Raw genomic sequence first — 15,023 nt, 5'->3', positions numbered from 1 at the left:
GAGGTGTTCTTCGTGCTATCGGACGAGTCTTTGCGGAGGAGCGGGCCCGCCCGCCCTGCGGCCGGGGGCGGGCCGGGTGCGGCGCCCCACGCCCGGCCCGTCTGGCCGCTCGCCCTGACGGCGGCCCTGGTCGCGGCCCTGATCGCGGTGCCCGCGTTCGCGGGTTCCCCGGGCTGGCTCGGCCGGCTGTCCGAGCTCGTCACCGGCAGCCCGCTGCGGCCGGAGCACGCCGTCGTGCTGGCCCTCGCGCTCGCCCTGGTCGCCCGCGGTGTACTGCTGCGCCGCCGCGCCGCCTGGTACGGGCTCGTCACGCTGGCGCTCCTCGGCCTGCTCGCCGTGCTGTCCGGCGACGACCCGCCGTGGCGGCTGCCGCTGCTCGCCGCCGCGCTCGGCGGACTGTGGCTGGAGCGCGGCCGGTTCCCCGTGCGCCCGCACCCCGAGCGCGTCCGCACCGCCGTGAGGACCGGCGCCCTGCTGCTCGCCGCCGCGACCCTGTTCTCGCTGGTCTTCGGAGGGTTGTCGGTCCGGTCGGTCGGCGACGTCGCCAGCGGGCTCGGCGCCACCGGCGCGCCCATGGACGGGGCGTCCTGGCTGCCGGGCGTGCTCGGCCTCGCCGGAGCCGCCGGGCTGCTCGTGCTGGTGATCACACTCCTCGCGCCCGACCCGGCGCCCCCGCCCGGCGACGAGGCGGAGCGCGTCCGCGTCGCGGGTCTCGTCCTGCACCCCGGCTCCGACACCCTCGCCCCGTTCGCGCTGCGCCGCGACAAGGCGTACGTGTTCAGCGCGGACGGCCGCGCCGCGATCGGCTACCGGGTCCTGTTCGGCATGGCGGTGGCGGGCGGCGACCCGGTCGGCGACCCCGCCTCGCACGCCGACGCCGTGCGGGCGTTCCTCGCGATGTGCCGGACGACCGGCTGGCGCCCGGCCGTCCTCGGCGCGAGCGACGCCCTGCTCCCCGCCTGGGGGCCGTGCCGCTCGATCGGCTTCGGCGACGAGGTCGTCATCCGCCCCGCCGAGTTCACCCTGTCCGGGCGGAAGATGCGCAACGTCCGGCAGGCCGTCAGGCGCACCGAGAACTTCGGCGTCTCGTCCGAGATCCTCCCGGAACGGGAGCTCACGCCCGTGCTGCGGGCGAAGCTGCTGGACGTCGCGTCGCGCTCCCTCGGCGGCGCGGCCGAACGCGGCTTCTCCATGAACCTGGACGAGCTGCTCACCGGCTACCACCCGGGCGCGATCGTCGCCGTCGCCTACGACGAGGACAAGGAGCCCATCGCGTTCCAGCGCTACGTCACCGCCGGCGAGGGCGTCAGCCTGGACGCGATGCGCCGCGCCCCCGGCGGCCCGAACGGCGTCAACGAGCGCCTGATCGTCGAGATGGTCGAGTACGCCGCGGCGCACGGGCACGGGCTGGTCTCGCTGAACTTCGCCGCCTTCCGCGAGCTGCTGGACGCGGGCGAGCGCGGCCTGCTGGAGAAGGCCGGCTACCGGGCGCTGCACCTTCTCGACCCGTGGATCGCCGTGGAGTCGCTGTACCTGTTCGACAAGAAGTTCAGGCCGTCCTACAAGCCGCGCAGCGTGGTCTTCCGGTCCTGGTTCGACATCGCGTGGCTGGCCGCGGCGCTGCTCACGCTGGAGTTCGGCCGGACGCGCCCCGCCCAGCGCGCGGCGGGCCCGATCACCGAACCCGTCCACCACCTGGGCCCCTCCTGAGGCGATCCCCGGCGCGGCGGCACGTCCTAGAACGTGATTCTATGGAGTCCCCGCCTGAGAGGATCGCGCATGAGCAGCATCGTGCAGGGCCACTGCGATCCGGCGTTCACCCGCGTCCGCGAGGCGTTCGAGGAGCACTTCGCCGAGGGACGCGAGCTGGGCGCCGCCGTCGCCGTCTACGCGGGCGACCGCAAGGTCGTCGACCTGTGGGGCGGCGTCGCCGACCGCCGCACCGGCCGCGCGTGGCAGGCCGACACGCCCTGCTTCGGGTTCTCCTGCACCAAGGCGGTGACCGCCGCGGCGGCGCTGCTGCTCGCCGAGCGCGGCGCCTACGACGTCGACGGCCCGGTCACGGACTGGTGGCCGGAGTTCGGCGCCGCGGGCAAGGACGGCGCGACGGCCGCGCATCTGCTGTCGCACCAGGCGGGCCTGCCCGCGTTCGCGCGCCCCGTCTCGGCGGAGGAGGCCGCGGACGCCCCGGCCCGCGCGGCGGAGCTGGCCGCGCAGGAACCCGAGTGGACGCCCGGCGACGGCCACGGCTACCACGCGCTGACCTACGGCTGGCTGGCCGGTGAGATCGTCCGCCGCCACTCCGGCGGACGGACGGTCGGCGCGTTCGTGAAGGACGAGTTCGCCCGCGGCCTGGACCTGTGGATCGGGGCCCCGGACGAGGTGATCGAGCGGGCCGCGAAGCTGTCGGCGGGGCGGCGCACCGGCGGCGGGACCGACGCGCCCGGCACCGGCTCCCCCGGCACCGGGCAGGACGTCCTGACCCGGCTCGCCGAGGCCTACACCGACCCGCTGAGCATGATGAACCGGTCGCTCAACAATCCGCATCCGGGCAAGGGCGGCTACAACAACCCGGTCGTGCTGCGCGCCGGGTGGCCGGCCGCCGGGATGACGGTCACCGCGCCCGCGCTCGCCGCGTTCTACCGCGATCTCACGGCGGGCCGCGTCCTGCGCCCGGACACGCTGCGCGAGGCCGTGCGCCCGCGCGTCAGCGGCCCCGACCGCACGCTGCTCGTCCGGAGCTCCTTCGGCCTCGGATTCATGCGCCCCTCGCAGACCTTCTTCACCCCGAGGGCAGGGCGGGAGTCGGCGTTCGGCCACACCGGCGCGGGCGGCTCGGTCGGGCTCGGCGACCCCGAGGCCGGGCTCGCGCTCGCCTACCTGCCGAACCTGATGGGCGACCAGGCGTCCGGCGACCTGCGCGCCTACCGGCTGACGCAGGCGGCGTACGCGTCCCTGTCGTGAGCGGCCGCGGCGCTGTCGTGGGAGAGCGGTAGCGTCCTGCCCATGGACGTACGCGATCTGCATCCCTGGCCGTCCACTCCGCGGGAGGCCGAGGCGATCCAGGACCGGCTGCGTCCGATGCTCGAACTCGACGTCGCGGGCCCGGCCGCGCCGCGCACCGTCGCGGGCCTGGACGTCTCCTACGCGGGCGACGGCGGCGGCGCGGGCGACCGGCTGGCCGCCGCCGTGGTCGTCCTGGACGCGGCGACGCTGGAGGTCGTCGAGGAGTCGGTCGCCGTGGGAACGGCGGCGTTCCCCTACGTTCCTGGCCTGTTCGCGTTCCGGGAGCTGCCCACGCTGCTCGACGCGCTCCGCGCCCTGGAGACCACGCCCGACCTGCTCGTCTGCGACGGCTTCGGGATCGCGCACCCGCGCCGCTTCGGGCTCGCGTGCCACCTCGGCGTGCTGACCGGCCTGCCGTCCGTCGGCGTCGGCAAGACCGCGTTCGTCGGGACGTACGACGCGCCGGGCCCGCGGCGCGGCGACGCGAGCCCGCTCCTGGACGGCGGCGAGACCGTCGGACGGGTGCTGCGGACCCGCGACGGCGTGAAGCCGGTGTTCGTGTCCGTCGGCCACCGCGCCGGCCTCGACGCCGCCTGCCGCACCGTCCTCGCCCTGACACCCGAGTTCCGGCTCCCGGAGACGACGCGCCGCGCAGACCGGCTGTCGCGCGACGCACTCGCCGCGCGCTCCGGGTAGCGCATCCGCCCCGGAAGGTGGCAGGCTCGTCGAAAGAAGCAGGCCGGGGGCCACTTCAGGCCACCCGCGACCGCTGGACGGTGCCCATGGAGACCCGGCCGATGCGGGCCGACGCCCGCCGCAACTACGAGCGACTCGTCACGACGGCTCGCACCGCCTTCACCGAGCACGGCACGGGCGCGTCCCTCGACGAGATCGCCAGACGGGCGGGCGTCGGATCGGGAACGCTCTACCGGCACTTCCCCACCCGGGACGCGCTGCTGCACGCCGTCCTGCGCGAGCGGATCGACGGCCTGCTCGGGCACGCCGACGCGCTGCTGGCCGAACCGGACGCGGAGGCCGCGCTCGCCCGCTGGCTGCGCACCTACCTGGCGGGCGCGTCGACCCCGCGCGGCACCTGCACCGTGATCATCGAGGCGATGGGGACCGAGTGGGCGGGCACCGGGCTCGGCGCCGCGGCCGGCGCCATCCGCACCGCGCTCGGCCGGCTGCTGGACCGGGCGCAGCGGGCCGGCGCGGTCCGCGCCGAGGTCGACCCCGGCGACCTGCTGCGGCTCGCGAACGCGATCGGCGTCGCGTCCGAGCGCACCCCCGACCCGGGCGCCTGCACCGACCGGATGCTCACGCTGCTGTTCGGCGGCCTCCGCGCCGGTTAGGGGGCGCCTTGTCCGGTTGACCAAGCGTTCGCTAGGTTGGCTGGGAGGCAACGGGCGACGAGGAGCGTTGATGGGGCAGCTTGACGGCAAGGTGGCGCTGATCACCGGCGGCGCGCGCGGCATGGGCAAGGCGCACGTCCGGCGGTTCCTGGACGAGGGCGCCAGAGTGGTGTTCGGCGACGTCCTGGAGGAGGAGGGCGCCAAACTGGCCGCCGACCTCGGGGACGGCGCCCGCTTCGTCCGGATGGACGTCTCCCGCGAGGAGGACTGGCAGCGGGCCGTCCAGACCGCCACCGAGTCCTTCGGGGCGCTGAACGTCCTGGTCAACAACGCCGGGATCCTCCGGCACAAGACCATCGAGAACATGGCCGTCGAGGAGTTCCGCCAGATCCTCGAGGTGAACCTGGTCGGCCAGTGGCTCGGGGTGAAGACGGTGACCGCCCCGATGCGCGCGGCGGGCGGCGGCTCCATCGTCAACGTGTCCTCGACCGAGGGCTTCATCGGCGCCGCCGGCCTCGCCGCCTACAGCGCCAGCAAGTTCGGCGTCCGCGGGCTGACCAAGTCCGCCGCCCGCGAGCTCGGGCAGTACGGCATCCGCGTGAACTCCATCCACCCCGGCGGGGTTCTGACGCCCCTGACCATGCAGGACGACATCGTCTCGGCCACGGCCGCCAGCGCCGACGCGTTCATGAAGGCGCTCCCCCTCGGCCGCATGGGCAGGGCGCAGGAGATCACCGGGCTGGTCGTCTTCCTCGCCTCGGACGACTCGGCCTACTGCACCGGCAGCGAGGTCCTCGTCGACGGCGGCATGCTCACGGGCGCCGGCTACTGAACGCGACGGGCCGCCGGTACCGGCTCGGACCCCCGCACCGGCGGCCCGCCACGCGCCTAGGGGCGCCGCTCAGGCCACCCTTCGACCGACTCCAGCTGCGCCGCGAGCGAGATGAGCGTCGCCTCGTCGGAGTCGTGCCCGAGCAACTGGGCGCCGATGGGCAGCCCGGCCTCCGTGAATCCCGCCGGGACGTTCACTCCGGGCCATCCCAGCACGTTCCACGTCCACGCGTAAGGGCACGCGGCGGCGACGCCCGACTGCGTCCGGTGGTAGCCGGCCCCGTCGAAGGCCCCGACCCGCAGCGGCGGCTGAGCGGTCGTGGGCGTCATCACCACGTCGGCGAACCGGAAGATGCGCCCGACCCTCCTCCGCAGATACGGGTCCAGCCGCTTGGCCACGGGCAGCAGCCGCCTGCCGAGGACCCTCCCCAGGCGCGCTTCGGCCTCCGTCCTCGGATCGGGCCGCGGGTTCGGCAGGGAGTCCAGCCAGTCGGCGACCCCGGCCGTCCCGCGCGGGACGAGCCCGAGCGCCGCCGGCCCGTAGTCGGGGTCGGCGGGGAACACCTTGTGCCCGAGGTCGGTCAACCTCCGCGCGAGCCGCTCGACCGCCGCCCTGATCTGCGGGTCGAGCCTCCCGCTGACCCCGAGGGCCGTCCGGTAGGAGACGGCGATCCGCAGCCTCCCCGGCTCCCGCCGCGCCGCCTCGGCGAACGGAGTGATCGGCGGGTCGAGCCGGTGGACGTCCTCCACGTGGCTGCCGGTCAGCACGTCGAGCAGCAGGGCCGCGTCCCCCACGGTGCGCGCCAGCGGCCCCCACACGGTGATCCCGTTGAACGGATCGGTGTGCGGATGCCCGGAGACCCGGCCGCGCTGGGGCTTGATGCCCACCAGGCCCGTCCACGCCGCCGGGATGCGGATCGACCCCGCCCCGTCGGACCCGACCGCCGCCGGGACCATGCCCGCCGCCACCGCCGCCGCCGACCCGCCCGACGACCCGCCCGGCGAGTAGCCGGGATTCCACGGGTTCCTCGCGATCCCGTACTCCCGCGACTCGCTGAACGGCCACAGCCCCAGCTCGCACGTCGTCGTCTTCCCCACGATGACGGCCCCGGCCGCCCGCAGCTTGCGCACGACCTCACCGTCCCGAGCCACCGGCCGGTGGTCCCCCGCCACCGCGAACGGCGTGGTCTCCCCCGCGATGTCCGTGTCGTCCTTGATGGCGACGGGCACACCGAGCAGCGGCAGCCGCTCCCCCTCCGCCAGCCGCTTGTCGGCCTGCAGCGCCTCCTGCGCGGCCGCCTCCGCCCGCACCACCCGGAACGCGCCGAGCGACTCCCGCCGGCCGATGGCCTCCAGGCTCTCCTCCACCAGCTCACTCGAGGAGATCTCTCCCCTCGCCAGCGCCTCCGCCTGCCCGGCCAGCCCCAGCTCCACGCCGCCTCCCGGTATGTATCGTTCGTTCGAACGAACGATACTGAACGCATCCGTTGTGGGGAAGACTGTGCACCGATGAACGCCCGTGACCGGATCCTCCACGCCACCCTCCGCCTGATCGGCGAGCAGGGCATCGGCGCCGTCACCAACCGGGCCGTCGCCCGCGCGGCCGGCGTCTCGCTCGGCTCCCTGACCTACCACTTCGCCAGCCAGGAGGACCTGCTGCGCGAGGCGCTGCACGCCTTCGTCGAGCAGGAGATCGCCCGCATCACGGCCTACGTCACGTCCCTCGCCGAGTCCGGCATGGCCCCCGTCCAGGCCGCCGACCAGGTCGAGAAGGCCGTCGTCGAGTTCGCCCGCGGCCCCGAGCAGATCGCGAACCTCGAACTGCACCTGCACGCGGCCCGCGACCCGGCCCTCCGCGAGACGTCCACGCGCTCCATCGAGGCCTACGACCGCCTGGCCACCGCCATCCTGAAGGCCCTCGGCATCCCGGACGCCGAAGACCACGCCCCCGCGATCGTCGCCATGCTGTACGGCCTGGCGATCCGCCGCCTCGCCACCGGCGACACCACCGCCACCGGCACCGGCGACGCCTTCCGCCTGCTCCTCCTCGGCGCCCTCCCCCGCCCCTGAAAAGGCTTCTGGCCCGCACGGCCCCAGAGCGGGGTTACGGGGCCGTGCGGGCCAGAAGTCTGTCTCAATCAGGAACCTCAGTCGGAACCTCAGCCGACGATCGCTCTGCTCTCCGCCTGTGCACCTCCGCCGTGTTTCCGATCTGACACCGCCAACGCTAGGCCGCCCCACCCCCCAGCAGAACACCTTTAAGCCTCACTTAGGGAACCCCTGAGCCACCCTTATTCGCGCCCCGTCCGGGCCCGTCCGGGGAAGAAGCTGCGGGCGCCGTCCGGGGCCGCTGAGCGCCGCCTAACCGGACCGACTGGCGTTGGCAGGGCATGCAGGTAAGTGAAGGAGCAGGTAACTACGGGGGACCGCTGGGGACGCGCGCACAGCCCCGCTGCGCGGTCGTGTTCCCTCCGGGGGCGCTGGTCTGCTGGGTCTGCCAGCATGGCTCCGGTGCCAGATACAGGCTGCGCAGCATCGCCTCGCGGGTGGGGCCGGTCGTACAAGGATGCCTTTGGCGGCCGAAGCGCCCGGGTGCAGCGCTAAGGCGTCCGATCACATCCGTGGTCGTTTCGACGTCTGCGGCGAAACATACTGAGCGTTGCCGGGCGAGGGTCTGCGGACGAGAAAATCCTGGCGTGGGCAGCTCTGTGCTGCCCACGCCAGGACCTATTTCATGTACGAGTCATCGGGTCGACGGTGGACTCGATGGAACCGTCAGTGGGTCGGACGCGCACCCTCGGTGTCGGTCCGGAGCGTGTTGCCCTGGGGGACCTGAACGTGGACCGTCGGAGAGCTCTCCGAGACGCCACCGTCCTCCGGGAGGTCGGGGGGGCAGGTCTCGTTGTCGTTGTTCGTGTCGGTCACGAGAATCGACTCCTGGTGTTCGTTGCTTCCTGGCCGCCGGTCGCGATCTTGCTCTGACGGCAAGGCCGCAGGCTTGGTGGCGCCTGTGGCGGTGATCACCTTCCTGGTCGTCCCGTCCACCTCGGCGCTGTCGGCGCGCTGCCCGAGATGGCCGGAGGCGTGCGCCGAAGGACCGGCCCCGGGGGCGATTCCGGGGCGGCAGTACAAGGATGCGGAACTTGCCCCTTTCGGGCGTCACGAAAAAATGGCTTCACAACCCTCTGCACTCTTGACCTGACTCTGAGTAACATGAGCCTGTAAGTCCGTCACCTCACTCGGGGGTAGAGATGCACGTAGGCACGAAGCTCGGCCTGGTCCTGGTCGCCACGACGCTGGCCGGCGGCGCGCTGGGCGCCGGGGCGGTCGCCGGGGCCGCGCCGCCGCCAAGACCGGGCCAGGGCGGGTCCGCCGCGGTCCAGGCCAGTCCTCCACAGGAGGAAGAGGAGGGGCACGGGCCGGGCGCCATCGAGGTCGGGCCGGAGGGCGCCGCCGCGGCGATGCACCGGCTCCTCGTCCGGGACGAGGAGCGCGTCCGCCTGTGCGACGGGGTCGTCCTCCCCGCGGACGGGCTCAACGTCCGCACGGGGCCGGGCGTCGGCTACCCGAAGGTCGGTGTCCTGGCGAAGGGCTCCAAGGTCCGGACCGACTGGGACAGCATCCAGCGCAGGGGCGGGTATCTGTGGGTCCGGCTGAACGCCACCCAGTGGATCGCCGACTACATGCTCGGCGCCGACGACGGGGCCGTCCGCGGCAAGTGGTACGTCAACTACTCCAACTGCTGACCGTGCTCCTACCGGGCCGGCGCCGTGCGGGCGCCGGCCCGGTCGGGTTGGTAGCTTCCCCGCATGGAAGAAGTGCCGTACACCGGTGATGAGAAGGAAAGCCTGAAAGCCGCTCTCGATCGGCATCGGGACGTGGTGGTGTGGAAACTGAACGGCCTGGACGAGGAGCAGGCGCGACGTCCCATGACGCCCTCCGGGACGAGCCTCCTCGGCCTCACCAAGCACCTGGCCGCCGTCGAGTACAACTGGTTCTGCGAGACGTTCGGACGCGGGACCGAGCCGCTTCCGTTCCGTGACGACGACCCGGAGGCCGACCTCAGGATCGAGCCCGGCGAGACCATCGAGGGCATCGTCGCGTTCTACGGGCGGGCGCGGGCCGCGGCCGACAAGGTCATCGAGGAGCTGGCGCTCGCGGACACCGGCACCGCCTGGCACGGCGCCACCGTGAGCCTGCGGTGGGTCCTGATCCACATGGTCGAGGAGACGGCACGGCACGCCGGGCACATGGACATCATCCGCGAGATGCTCGACGGCGCGACCGGTGACCACGTCCGCGAGGAGGGCTAGCGCGCGAGGCCCGTCACCCGAAGCGTGTACGAGGTGGGCGCGGTGGGGACGTTGCCGCCGGCGACGAGTCCGGCTACGGCGATGAGGACGGCGACCACGAGGCCGACGGCGCTATGCCGCGTGCTTGGTGCGGGAGTGGCGGCGCCGGACGAGGCGGCGGGAGCGGCGGGCCGGTGGCAGCCACCTCGTGCGGAACCACATCTGCACCTGCGCCCCGCCGAGGACGCTGCGGTGGATGCGCAGGTAGCCGCCCGTCGACTCGGCGGCGCGGCGGGCGATGTCCAGGCCGAGGCCGGTGGAGCCGCCGCCGCTGCTGCCCCGCTTCAGCGCCGCGTCCGGGTCGGCGATGCCGGGGCCGCCGTCGGCGACGAGGATGCCGGTGACGCCCTGGCCCTGGTGGAGGGTGACGACGAAGCCGGTGCCCTCGGCCGTGTGCCGGAAGATGTTGCCGAGCAGGGCGTCCACGGCGGCGGCCAGTTCGGTGCCGGGGATCGGCAGCGGCGCCGGGCCCTCGGCGCCGATCAGCTCGCAGGAGCGCCCCTCGTCCTCGGCGAGGACGGACCAGAACGCGACCCGGTCGCGCAGCACCTTGGAGGCGTCGCAGTTGCCCCGGCCGGTGGGGCGCCGGACCGTCCGGATGATCTGGTCGACCTCGCGCTCGATCCGGTCGACGGCCTCGCGGGTCTGCTCGGCGACGTGCCCGTCCCCGAGCGCCTCGGCGTTGAGGCGGAGCGCGGCGAGGGGGGTGCGGAGGCGGTGCGACAGGTCGGCCGCCATCTCCCGCTCGGCCGCCAGCAGTTGGACGACGTGGTCGGCCATCGCGTTGAACGCCAGCCCCGCCTCGACCAGCTCGGGCGGTCCGTCCGGCTCGATCCGCACCGACAGCTCCCCGTCGCCGAACGCGCCCGCGGCCTCGGCCAGGCGGCGGGTGGAGCGGATCATGCGGGCGCCCAGCCGGTCGGCGACGGCGACGGATCCGGCGACGAGCGCGGCGGCGACCGTGGTCATGACGAGCCACGCCTTCCACACCCCGCGCGACAGGTCCTCGTCGGGCAGGAACACCTCGACGACGGCGGTGCGGCCCGCGTCCAGCGAGACCGGCTGGAGCAGCGCGTACCCGCCGTCCACGCGGGCGGTGTAGGAGCGGCCGCGCCGTCCGGCCTCGGTGAGCTGCTCGGGACGCGCCCCCTCGTCCTCACGGGGGTTCTTCGGGACGAGGCCGCCGTCCGGCATGTGCACGGTCATCCGGCCGGCGGCGCCCGCCTGGGTGCTGGCGACGGCGCGTTCGAGGGCGGCCGGGTCCTCGGTGACGACCAGGACGGGGCCGAGCGCGCTGGCCTGCCGCTCGGCGGTGGTCAGGGCGCGGTCGCGGGCGATCTCCCGGACGGTGAGGGCGAGCGGGATCAGGAAGGCCAGCGCGACCATGGAGGTGACCGCGAGCGACACCAGGACGAGCGTCCGCCTCATGCGCGGGGGTCGGCCAGGCGGACTCCGACGCCGCGGACCGTGTGCAGGTAGCGGGGGGCGGCGGCGGTCTCGCCGAGCTTGCGGCGCAGCCAGGAGAGGTGGACGTCGATGGTCTGGTCGTCGCCGTAGGCCTGCCGCCACACCTCGGCGAGCAGTTCGCGCCGCGCGACGACCCGGCCGGGACGGGCGGCGAGGTAGGCCAGCAGGTCGAACTCGCGGCGGGTCAGCTCCAGCGGCTCGCCGTCCAGCCGCGCCTCCCGGCGGTCGAGGTCGATGTGCAGCCCGCCCACGCTGAGCTCCGCGGTGGGCCCGGACCGCGCCGACCTGCGCAGCACGGCGGCGAGCCGGGCGCTGAGGTGCTCGATGGAGAACGGCTTGATGAGGTAGTCGTCGGCGCCGGCGTTCAGTAACCGGACGATCTCGGGCTCGTCGTCGCGCGCGGTCGCGATGATGACGGGTACGTCGGAGATGCCGCGCAGCATCTTCAGGACCTCGGCCCCGTCGAGGTCGGGCAGCCCGAGGTCGAGCACGACGACGTCGGGCGGGGACTGCGTGACCTCGCGCAGCGCGTCCATCGCGGTCGGGGCGCTGCGCACGACGTGCGACCGGACGCTCAGCTCCCTGATCAAGGCGGTCCGGACGTTCGCGTCGTCCTCGACCACCAACACACTCGCCATGGCGGAACCGTATGCCACCATGTGCCCATGCGTCGCGCGATGTCGTATGTTGCCCCGTGGGCCGGGGTGACCGCGCTCGCGGTGGCGCTCTCCTGGCTCGGCGTGCGCGACGTCGTGCGCAGCGCGGTGTCGGACCGGTCGGCCCCGCCGCCGATCGCCGGACCGGTGATCCATTCCAGCCCGTCCGAGCCGCCGGGGCCGGCCGCCACCGGGTCGCCGGCCGCCCGGTCGAGCCCGCCGACCGGGCAGGACGAGGGACCGGCGCCGTCCCGGGCCCCGAAGGCGCCGCCCGCCAGGCCCGGCGGCGGACGCCCGTCCGCCGGGCCGACCGACCACGTGCGCAGCTACGCGACGCGCGGCGGGAGCGCCGCGATGTCGATCGAGAAGAACCGGGTGCGGCTGGTGTCGGCCACGCCGAACCCCGGCTACGAGACGCGCGTGACGCAGACCGAGGGCTGGCTGCGGGTCGACTTCCTCTCCGACGAGCACACCTCGTCGGTCATCGCGTCCTGGTACGAGCACGCCCCTACCGTCAAGGTCTACGAGTACTGAGCGGGAGACCGCCCGATTGCCGACGGTTCGCGCCGCCACGGTTTCGGCTGCGAACCCAGCGGGAAACAGTGGGTCAAATCGCTGGGACCGTCGGGGGCGGTCGGAAAGGTCAACGGCTCCCATGGTTCTGGATCCCGGAGAGGCCGGACGCGCAGGCGCCGCGGACGCCGAGGAGCGCCGCGCGCAGGTCCGCAAGGCCGCCGCCGCGAGCGTGATCGGCACCTCCATCGAGTGGTACGACTTCTTCCTCTACAACACCGCCGCGGCGATCGTCTTCAAGGACGTCTTCTTCCCCGAGTCGAGCGACTACGCGGGGACGCTGTCGGCGTTCGCGACGTACGCGGTGGGCTTCGCCGCCCGTCCGGTCGGCGCGGCGATCTTCGGGCACTGGGGCGACCGGCTCGGCCGGAAGGCGACGCTGATCGTCACGCTGGTGCTGATGGGCGTGTCGAGCGCGCTGATCGGCGTGCTGCCGGGGACCGGGACGATCGGCTGGACCGCGCCCGTGCTGCTCGTGCTGCTGCGGATCCTGCAGGGCGTCGCGGTCGGCGGCGAGTGGAGCGGCTCGGTGCTGCTGTCGATGGAGTGGGGCGACCAGAGGCGGCGGGGGCTCATGGCCAGCCTGCCGCAGCTCGGCGTCCCGATCGGGCTCATCCTCGGCACCGGCATGATGACCGCCATCGCGCTGTCGGCGGACGAGGCGTTCAGGAACTGGGCGTGGCGCGTGCCGTTCCTGTTCAGCCTCGTCCTCGTCGGAATCGGGCTGTGGGTGCGGATCCGGGTGATGGAGACGCCGCTGTTCGCCGAGGTGGTCAAGCGCGACGAGGTCGCCCGGATCCCGGTCGTCGAGGTCGTCAGGCGGCACCCCAGGGAGATCGTCCTGAGCGCTCTGCTGCGCTGCTCGGAGCAGATGCCGTTCTACCTGTTCACCTCGTTCGCGCTCACCTACGTGCACAAGCACCTCGGCATGGCGCAGGGGCTCGCGCTGAGCGCGGTGACGGCGGCGGCCGCGCTGGAGCTGGTCACGATCCCGGCCGCCGGGCACCTCGGCGACCGCATCGGACCGCGGCGGGTGTACGCGGCCGGCTCGATCTGCGTGGCGCTGTTCGCGTTCCCGTACTTCGCGCTGCTCAACACCGAGGTCGCGGCGCTGGTCGTCGTCGCGGTGGTGGTGGCGCAGATCCCGCACGCCGTGCAGTACGGGCCGCAGGCGTCGCTGATCGCCTCGACGTTCCCGACGCGGCTGCGGTACGGCGGGGCGGGCATCGGCTACCAGCTCGCCTCGGTGTTCGCGGGCGGGCCCGCGCCGCTGCTCGCGACGTGGCTGCTGCACGACTACGGCTGGCAGGCGATCTCGATCAGCATGATCGTGGCCTCGGTGGTGACCCTCGGCGCGCTCGCGCTGCTGCCCGCCCCGGCCGAGGAGCGCGCGGCGGTCAGTACTCCGACGTGACGAAGCGCTGCGGCATGATGAACATGCCGGTCGCCTCGACCGTGACCCGCCCGTCCGGGGCGCTGATCGTCCCCGACGCGTGGACCTTGCGCCCCTCCACCCGGCTGGCCTTGGCCTCGACCTGGAGCGGGACGCCGAGCGGGGTGGGGCGCCGGTAGCGCGTCTCCAGGGTGGCGGTCATGCCGGGCGTGCCGGTGGCGGCCGCCGCCATGCCGAGCGCCTGGTCGAGCACCATCGCGGAGACGCCGCCGTGCACGTACGACGGCGGGCCCTCGTAGACGGCGCCGAGCGTGAACTCGCCCCGGACGACGCCGTCCGAGGTCACCTCCAGGCTGATCGGCGGCGCGAAGGGGTTCAGCGGCCCGGTGACGGGGTTGGCGATCTGGCGGTCCATGCGGCGCTCGCCGGGCGTGACGAACGGCGGGGCGCCGCGGCGCTCGGCGGTGAGCCGGGCGGTCAGCGCCGCGATCTCGTCCGCCACCGCGGCGGCCTCGGCGGCGTCGGCGCCGGTGAGGACGGTGGCCTCGGCCAGTTCGCGCACACGTGCGGCCAGGACCGTCAGCGCCGTCGCCTCGTCGTCCCCCAGCATCGGCCGCTCCATCGGGATCGCGCTCACTCCAGCCTCCTCGCGGGGCTCGCCCCCATCGCCCCATTGGCCGAACGAAATTCTAAAAGACGTCGGGGAGCGGTAGGGACGCGGGTCCCGCTCAGCGGTCGCCCGGCGCTCGCCCGGGGCGCGACAATGGATCCCCAGGTCCCTGCGGCATCCCGCGGAGGGACGCCCGAAGAGGACATGAGGACGATCACGTGACGGACCAGCCCCCGCCGCCCCCCGACCAGCCGCCTTCCGACCAGCCCCCGCCCCATCAGCCGCCGCCGTACCACGGCGCCTACGGCCAGCCGCCGGGTCAGCCGCCGGGCCCGCCGTACGGCCCGCCGCCGGGCGGTGGGTACGACCCGCGCTACGGCTACGGCCCTCCCGGCGTCCCGTACGGGCCGGGCATGCAGAACCCCGGCGAGGAGACGACCTGGGCGATCTTCGCCTACGTCGGGAACATCCTGATCGGCTTCCTGCCGCCGCTGGTCATCTACCTGGTGAAGAAGAACACCTCGCCCTTCACCCGCTTCCACGCGGCGCAGTCGATGAACTACCAGCTCACCATGCTGATCCACCTCGTGGCCGTGGCGGCGGTCTGCGTCCCGCCGGCCATCCTGCTGGACGCGCCCGCGTTCCTCGCCCTGTTCCTCCTCCCCTACCTGGAGCTGCTGATCGGCGGGTGGGTGTTCCTCATTCTCGGCGCGGTGAAGGCCGGCAAGGGCCAGTACTACCGGTTCCCGACCTTCTTCTGCTACCGCATGATCCGCTAGCGGG

The 15,023-nt window shown here is 73.7% G+C and carries 16 protein-coding genes; 11 read left to right on the top strand and 5 right to left on the bottom strand.

The features are described 5' to 3' along the window. Positions 1-12 precede the first annotated feature (12 nt). The 5 genes from BKA00_RS01160 to BKA00_RS01140 all read left to right on the top strand — a co-directional run bounded on the left by BKA00_RS01160 (position 13) and on the right by BKA00_RS01140 (position 5,190). Positions 13-1,710 (top strand): bifunctional lysylphosphatidylglycerol flippase/synthetase MprF, encoded by a 1,698-nt coding sequence (locus BKA00_RS01160; protein WP_185023154.1) that lies wholly within the window; start codon positions 13-15, stop codon positions 1,708-1,710. Positions 1,711-1,779: 69 nt separating this feature from the next. Further along, positions 1,780-2,964, top strand: coding sequence for a serine hydrolase domain-containing protein (locus BKA00_RS01155; protein ID WP_185023153.1), 1,185 nt, complete (start codon positions 1,780-1,782; stop codon positions 2,962-2,964). A 42-nt stretch (positions 2,965-3,006) separates the two neighbouring features. After that, positions 3,007-3,702 (top strand): endonuclease V, encoded by a 696-nt coding sequence (locus tag BKA00_RS01150; RefSeq protein ID WP_185023152.1) that lies wholly within the window; start codon positions 3,007-3,009, stop codon positions 3,700-3,702. A gap of 86 nt (positions 3,703-3,788) precedes the next feature. Further along, the gene (locus BKA00_RS01145) at positions 3,789-4,358 is read left to right on the top strand and encodes a TetR/AcrR family transcriptional regulator (protein WP_221492971.1); all 570 of its coding nucleotides are present in this window, start codon (positions 3,789-3,791) and stop codon (positions 4,356-4,358) included. Positions 4,359-4,428: 70 nt separating this feature from the next. Further along, a complete protein-coding gene (locus BKA00_RS01140) occupies positions 4,429-5,190 on the top strand; it encodes a glucose 1-dehydrogenase (RefSeq protein ID WP_185023151.1) in 762 nt (253 codons plus the stop codon). Between the two features lie 56 nt (positions 5,191-5,246). Here the strand turns inward: BKA00_RS01140 and BKA00_RS01135 are convergent, their stop codons facing one another. Beyond that, the gene (locus tag BKA00_RS01135) at positions 5,247-6,623 is read right to left on the bottom strand and encodes an amidase (protein ID WP_185023150.1); all 1,377 of its coding nucleotides are present in this window, start codon (positions 6,621-6,623) and stop codon (positions 5,247-5,249) included. Positions 6,624-6,698: 75 nt separating this feature from the next. On the opposite strand from BKA00_RS01135, the gene BKA00_RS01130 reads away from it, so the two are divergent. Then, positions 6,699-7,259, top strand: coding sequence for a TetR/AcrR family transcriptional regulator (locus tag BKA00_RS01130; RefSeq protein ID WP_185023149.1), 561 nt, complete (start codon positions 6,699-6,701; stop codon positions 7,257-7,259). Positions 7,260-7,964: 705 nt separating this feature from the next. Here the strand turns inward: BKA00_RS01130 and BKA00_RS01125 are convergent. Beyond that, positions 7,965-8,114, bottom strand: a complete 150-nt coding sequence (locus BKA00_RS01125) for a hypothetical protein (RefSeq protein ID WP_185023148.1) — start codon at positions 8,112-8,114, stop codon at positions 7,965-7,967. 326 nt (positions 8,115-8,440) lie between these two features. Between BKA00_RS01125 and BKA00_RS01120 the strand changes: the two genes are divergently transcribed. Both BKA00_RS01120 and BKA00_RS01115 read left to right on the top strand, forming a co-directional pair. Beyond that, the gene (locus BKA00_RS01120) at positions 8,441-8,935 is read left to right on the top strand and encodes an SH3 domain-containing protein (protein WP_185023147.1); all 495 of its coding nucleotides are present in this window, start codon (positions 8,441-8,443) and stop codon (positions 8,933-8,935) included. Between the two features lie 63 nt (positions 8,936-8,998). Then, positions 8,999-9,502 (top strand): DinB family protein, encoded by a 504-nt coding sequence (locus BKA00_RS01115; protein WP_185023146.1) that lies wholly within the window; start codon positions 8,999-9,001, stop codon positions 9,500-9,502. Positions 9,503-9,613: 111 nt separating this feature from the next. Here BKA00_RS01115 and BKA00_RS01110 read toward each other — a convergent pair whose 3' ends face one another. Next, positions 9,614-10,969 (bottom strand): sensor histidine kinase, encoded by a 1,356-nt coding sequence (locus BKA00_RS01110; protein WP_185023145.1) that lies wholly within the window; start codon positions 10,967-10,969, stop codon positions 9,614-9,616. Continuing rightward, entirely contained in the window at positions 10,966-11,646 is a 681-nt protein-coding gene (locus BKA00_RS01105) for a response regulator transcription factor (RefSeq protein ID WP_185023144.1), read from the bottom strand. Before BKA00_RS01105 ends, BKA00_RS01110 begins: the two co-directional genes overlap by 4 nt. A gap of 27 nt (positions 11,647-11,673) precedes the next feature. Here BKA00_RS01105 and BKA00_RS01100 point away from each other — a divergent pair, with 27 nt between their 5' ends. Beyond that, entirely contained in the window at positions 11,674-12,198 is a 525-nt protein-coding gene (locus BKA00_RS01100; protein ID WP_185023143.1) for a hypothetical protein, read from the top strand. A 121-nt stretch (positions 12,199-12,319) separates the two neighbouring features. After that, on the top strand, positions 12,320-13,651 hold the full coding sequence (locus BKA00_RS01095; protein WP_185023142.1) for an MFS transporter: 1,332 nt from the start codon (positions 12,320-12,322) through the stop codon (positions 13,649-13,651). On the opposite strand, the gene BKA00_RS40225 is transcribed toward BKA00_RS01095, so the two are convergent. Next, positions 13,635-14,267, bottom strand: coding sequence for a PaaI family thioesterase (locus tag BKA00_RS40225; protein WP_221492970.1), 633 nt, complete (start codon positions 14,265-14,267; stop codon positions 13,635-13,637). The genes BKA00_RS01095 and BKA00_RS40225 overlap by 17 nt on opposite strands. A gap of 191 nt (positions 14,268-14,458) precedes the next feature. Here BKA00_RS40225 and BKA00_RS01085 point away from each other — a divergent pair, with 191 nt between their 5' ends. After that, the gene (locus BKA00_RS01085) at positions 14,459-15,019 is read left to right on the top strand and encodes a DUF4870 domain-containing protein (RefSeq protein WP_185023141.1); all 561 of its coding nucleotides are present in this window, start codon (positions 14,459-14,461) and stop codon (positions 15,017-15,019) included. The last annotated feature ends 4 nt before the right edge of the window (positions 15,020-15,023 follow it).

Origin of the sequence: Actinomadura coerulea, from assembly GCF_014208105.1 — a bacterium.
GTDB lineage: Bacteria > Actinomycetota > Actinomycetes > Streptosporangiales > Streptosporangiaceae > Spirillospora > Spirillospora coerulea.
Note: the sequence above shows the minus strand (reverse complement) of the source record. Positions and strands in the feature narration are given on the sequence as shown.

Excerpts from the sequence above, each read along its gene's own strand:
- BKA00_RS01155 (WP_185023153.1), top strand. The coding sequence starts at position 1,780 with ATGAGCAGCATCGTGCAGGGCCACTGCGATCCGGCGTTCACCCGCGTC.
- BKA00_RS01150 (WP_185023152.1), top strand. The coding sequence starts at position 3,007 with ATGGACGTACGCGATCTGCATCCCTGGCCGTCCACTCCGCGGGAGGCC.
- BKA00_RS01145 (WP_221492971.1), top strand. The coding sequence starts at position 3,789 with ATGGAGACCCGGCCGATGCGGGCCGACGCCCGCCGCAACTACGAGCGA.
- BKA00_RS01140 (WP_185023151.1), top strand. The coding sequence starts at position 4,429 with ATGGGGCAGCTTGACGGCAAGGTGGCGCTGATCACCGGCGGCGCGCGC.
- BKA00_RS01130 (WP_185023149.1), top strand. The coding sequence starts at position 6,699 with ATGAACGCCCGTGACCGGATCCTCCACGCCACCCTCCGCCTGATCGGC.
- BKA00_RS01120 (WP_185023147.1), top strand. The coding sequence starts at position 8,441 with ATGCACGTAGGCACGAAGCTCGGCCTGGTCCTGGTCGCCACGACGCTG.
- BKA00_RS01115 (WP_185023146.1), top strand. The coding sequence starts at position 8,999 with ATGGAAGAAGTGCCGTACACCGGTGATGAGAAGGAAAGCCTGAAAGCC.
- BKA00_RS01110 (WP_185023145.1), bottom strand. The coding sequence starts at position 10,969 with ATGAGGCGGACGCTCGTCCTGGTGTCGCTCGCGGTCACCTCCATGGTC.
- BKA00_RS01105 (WP_185023144.1), bottom strand. The coding sequence starts at position 11,646 with ATGGCGAGTGTGTTGGTGGTCGAGGACGACGCGAACGTCCGGACCGCC.
- BKA00_RS01100 (WP_185023143.1), top strand. The coding sequence starts at position 11,674 with ATGCGTCGCGCGATGTCGTATGTTGCCCCGTGGGCCGGGGTGACCGCG.
- BKA00_RS01095 (WP_185023142.1), top strand. The coding sequence starts at position 12,320 with ATGGTTCTGGATCCCGGAGAGGCCGGACGCGCAGGCGCCGCGGACGCC.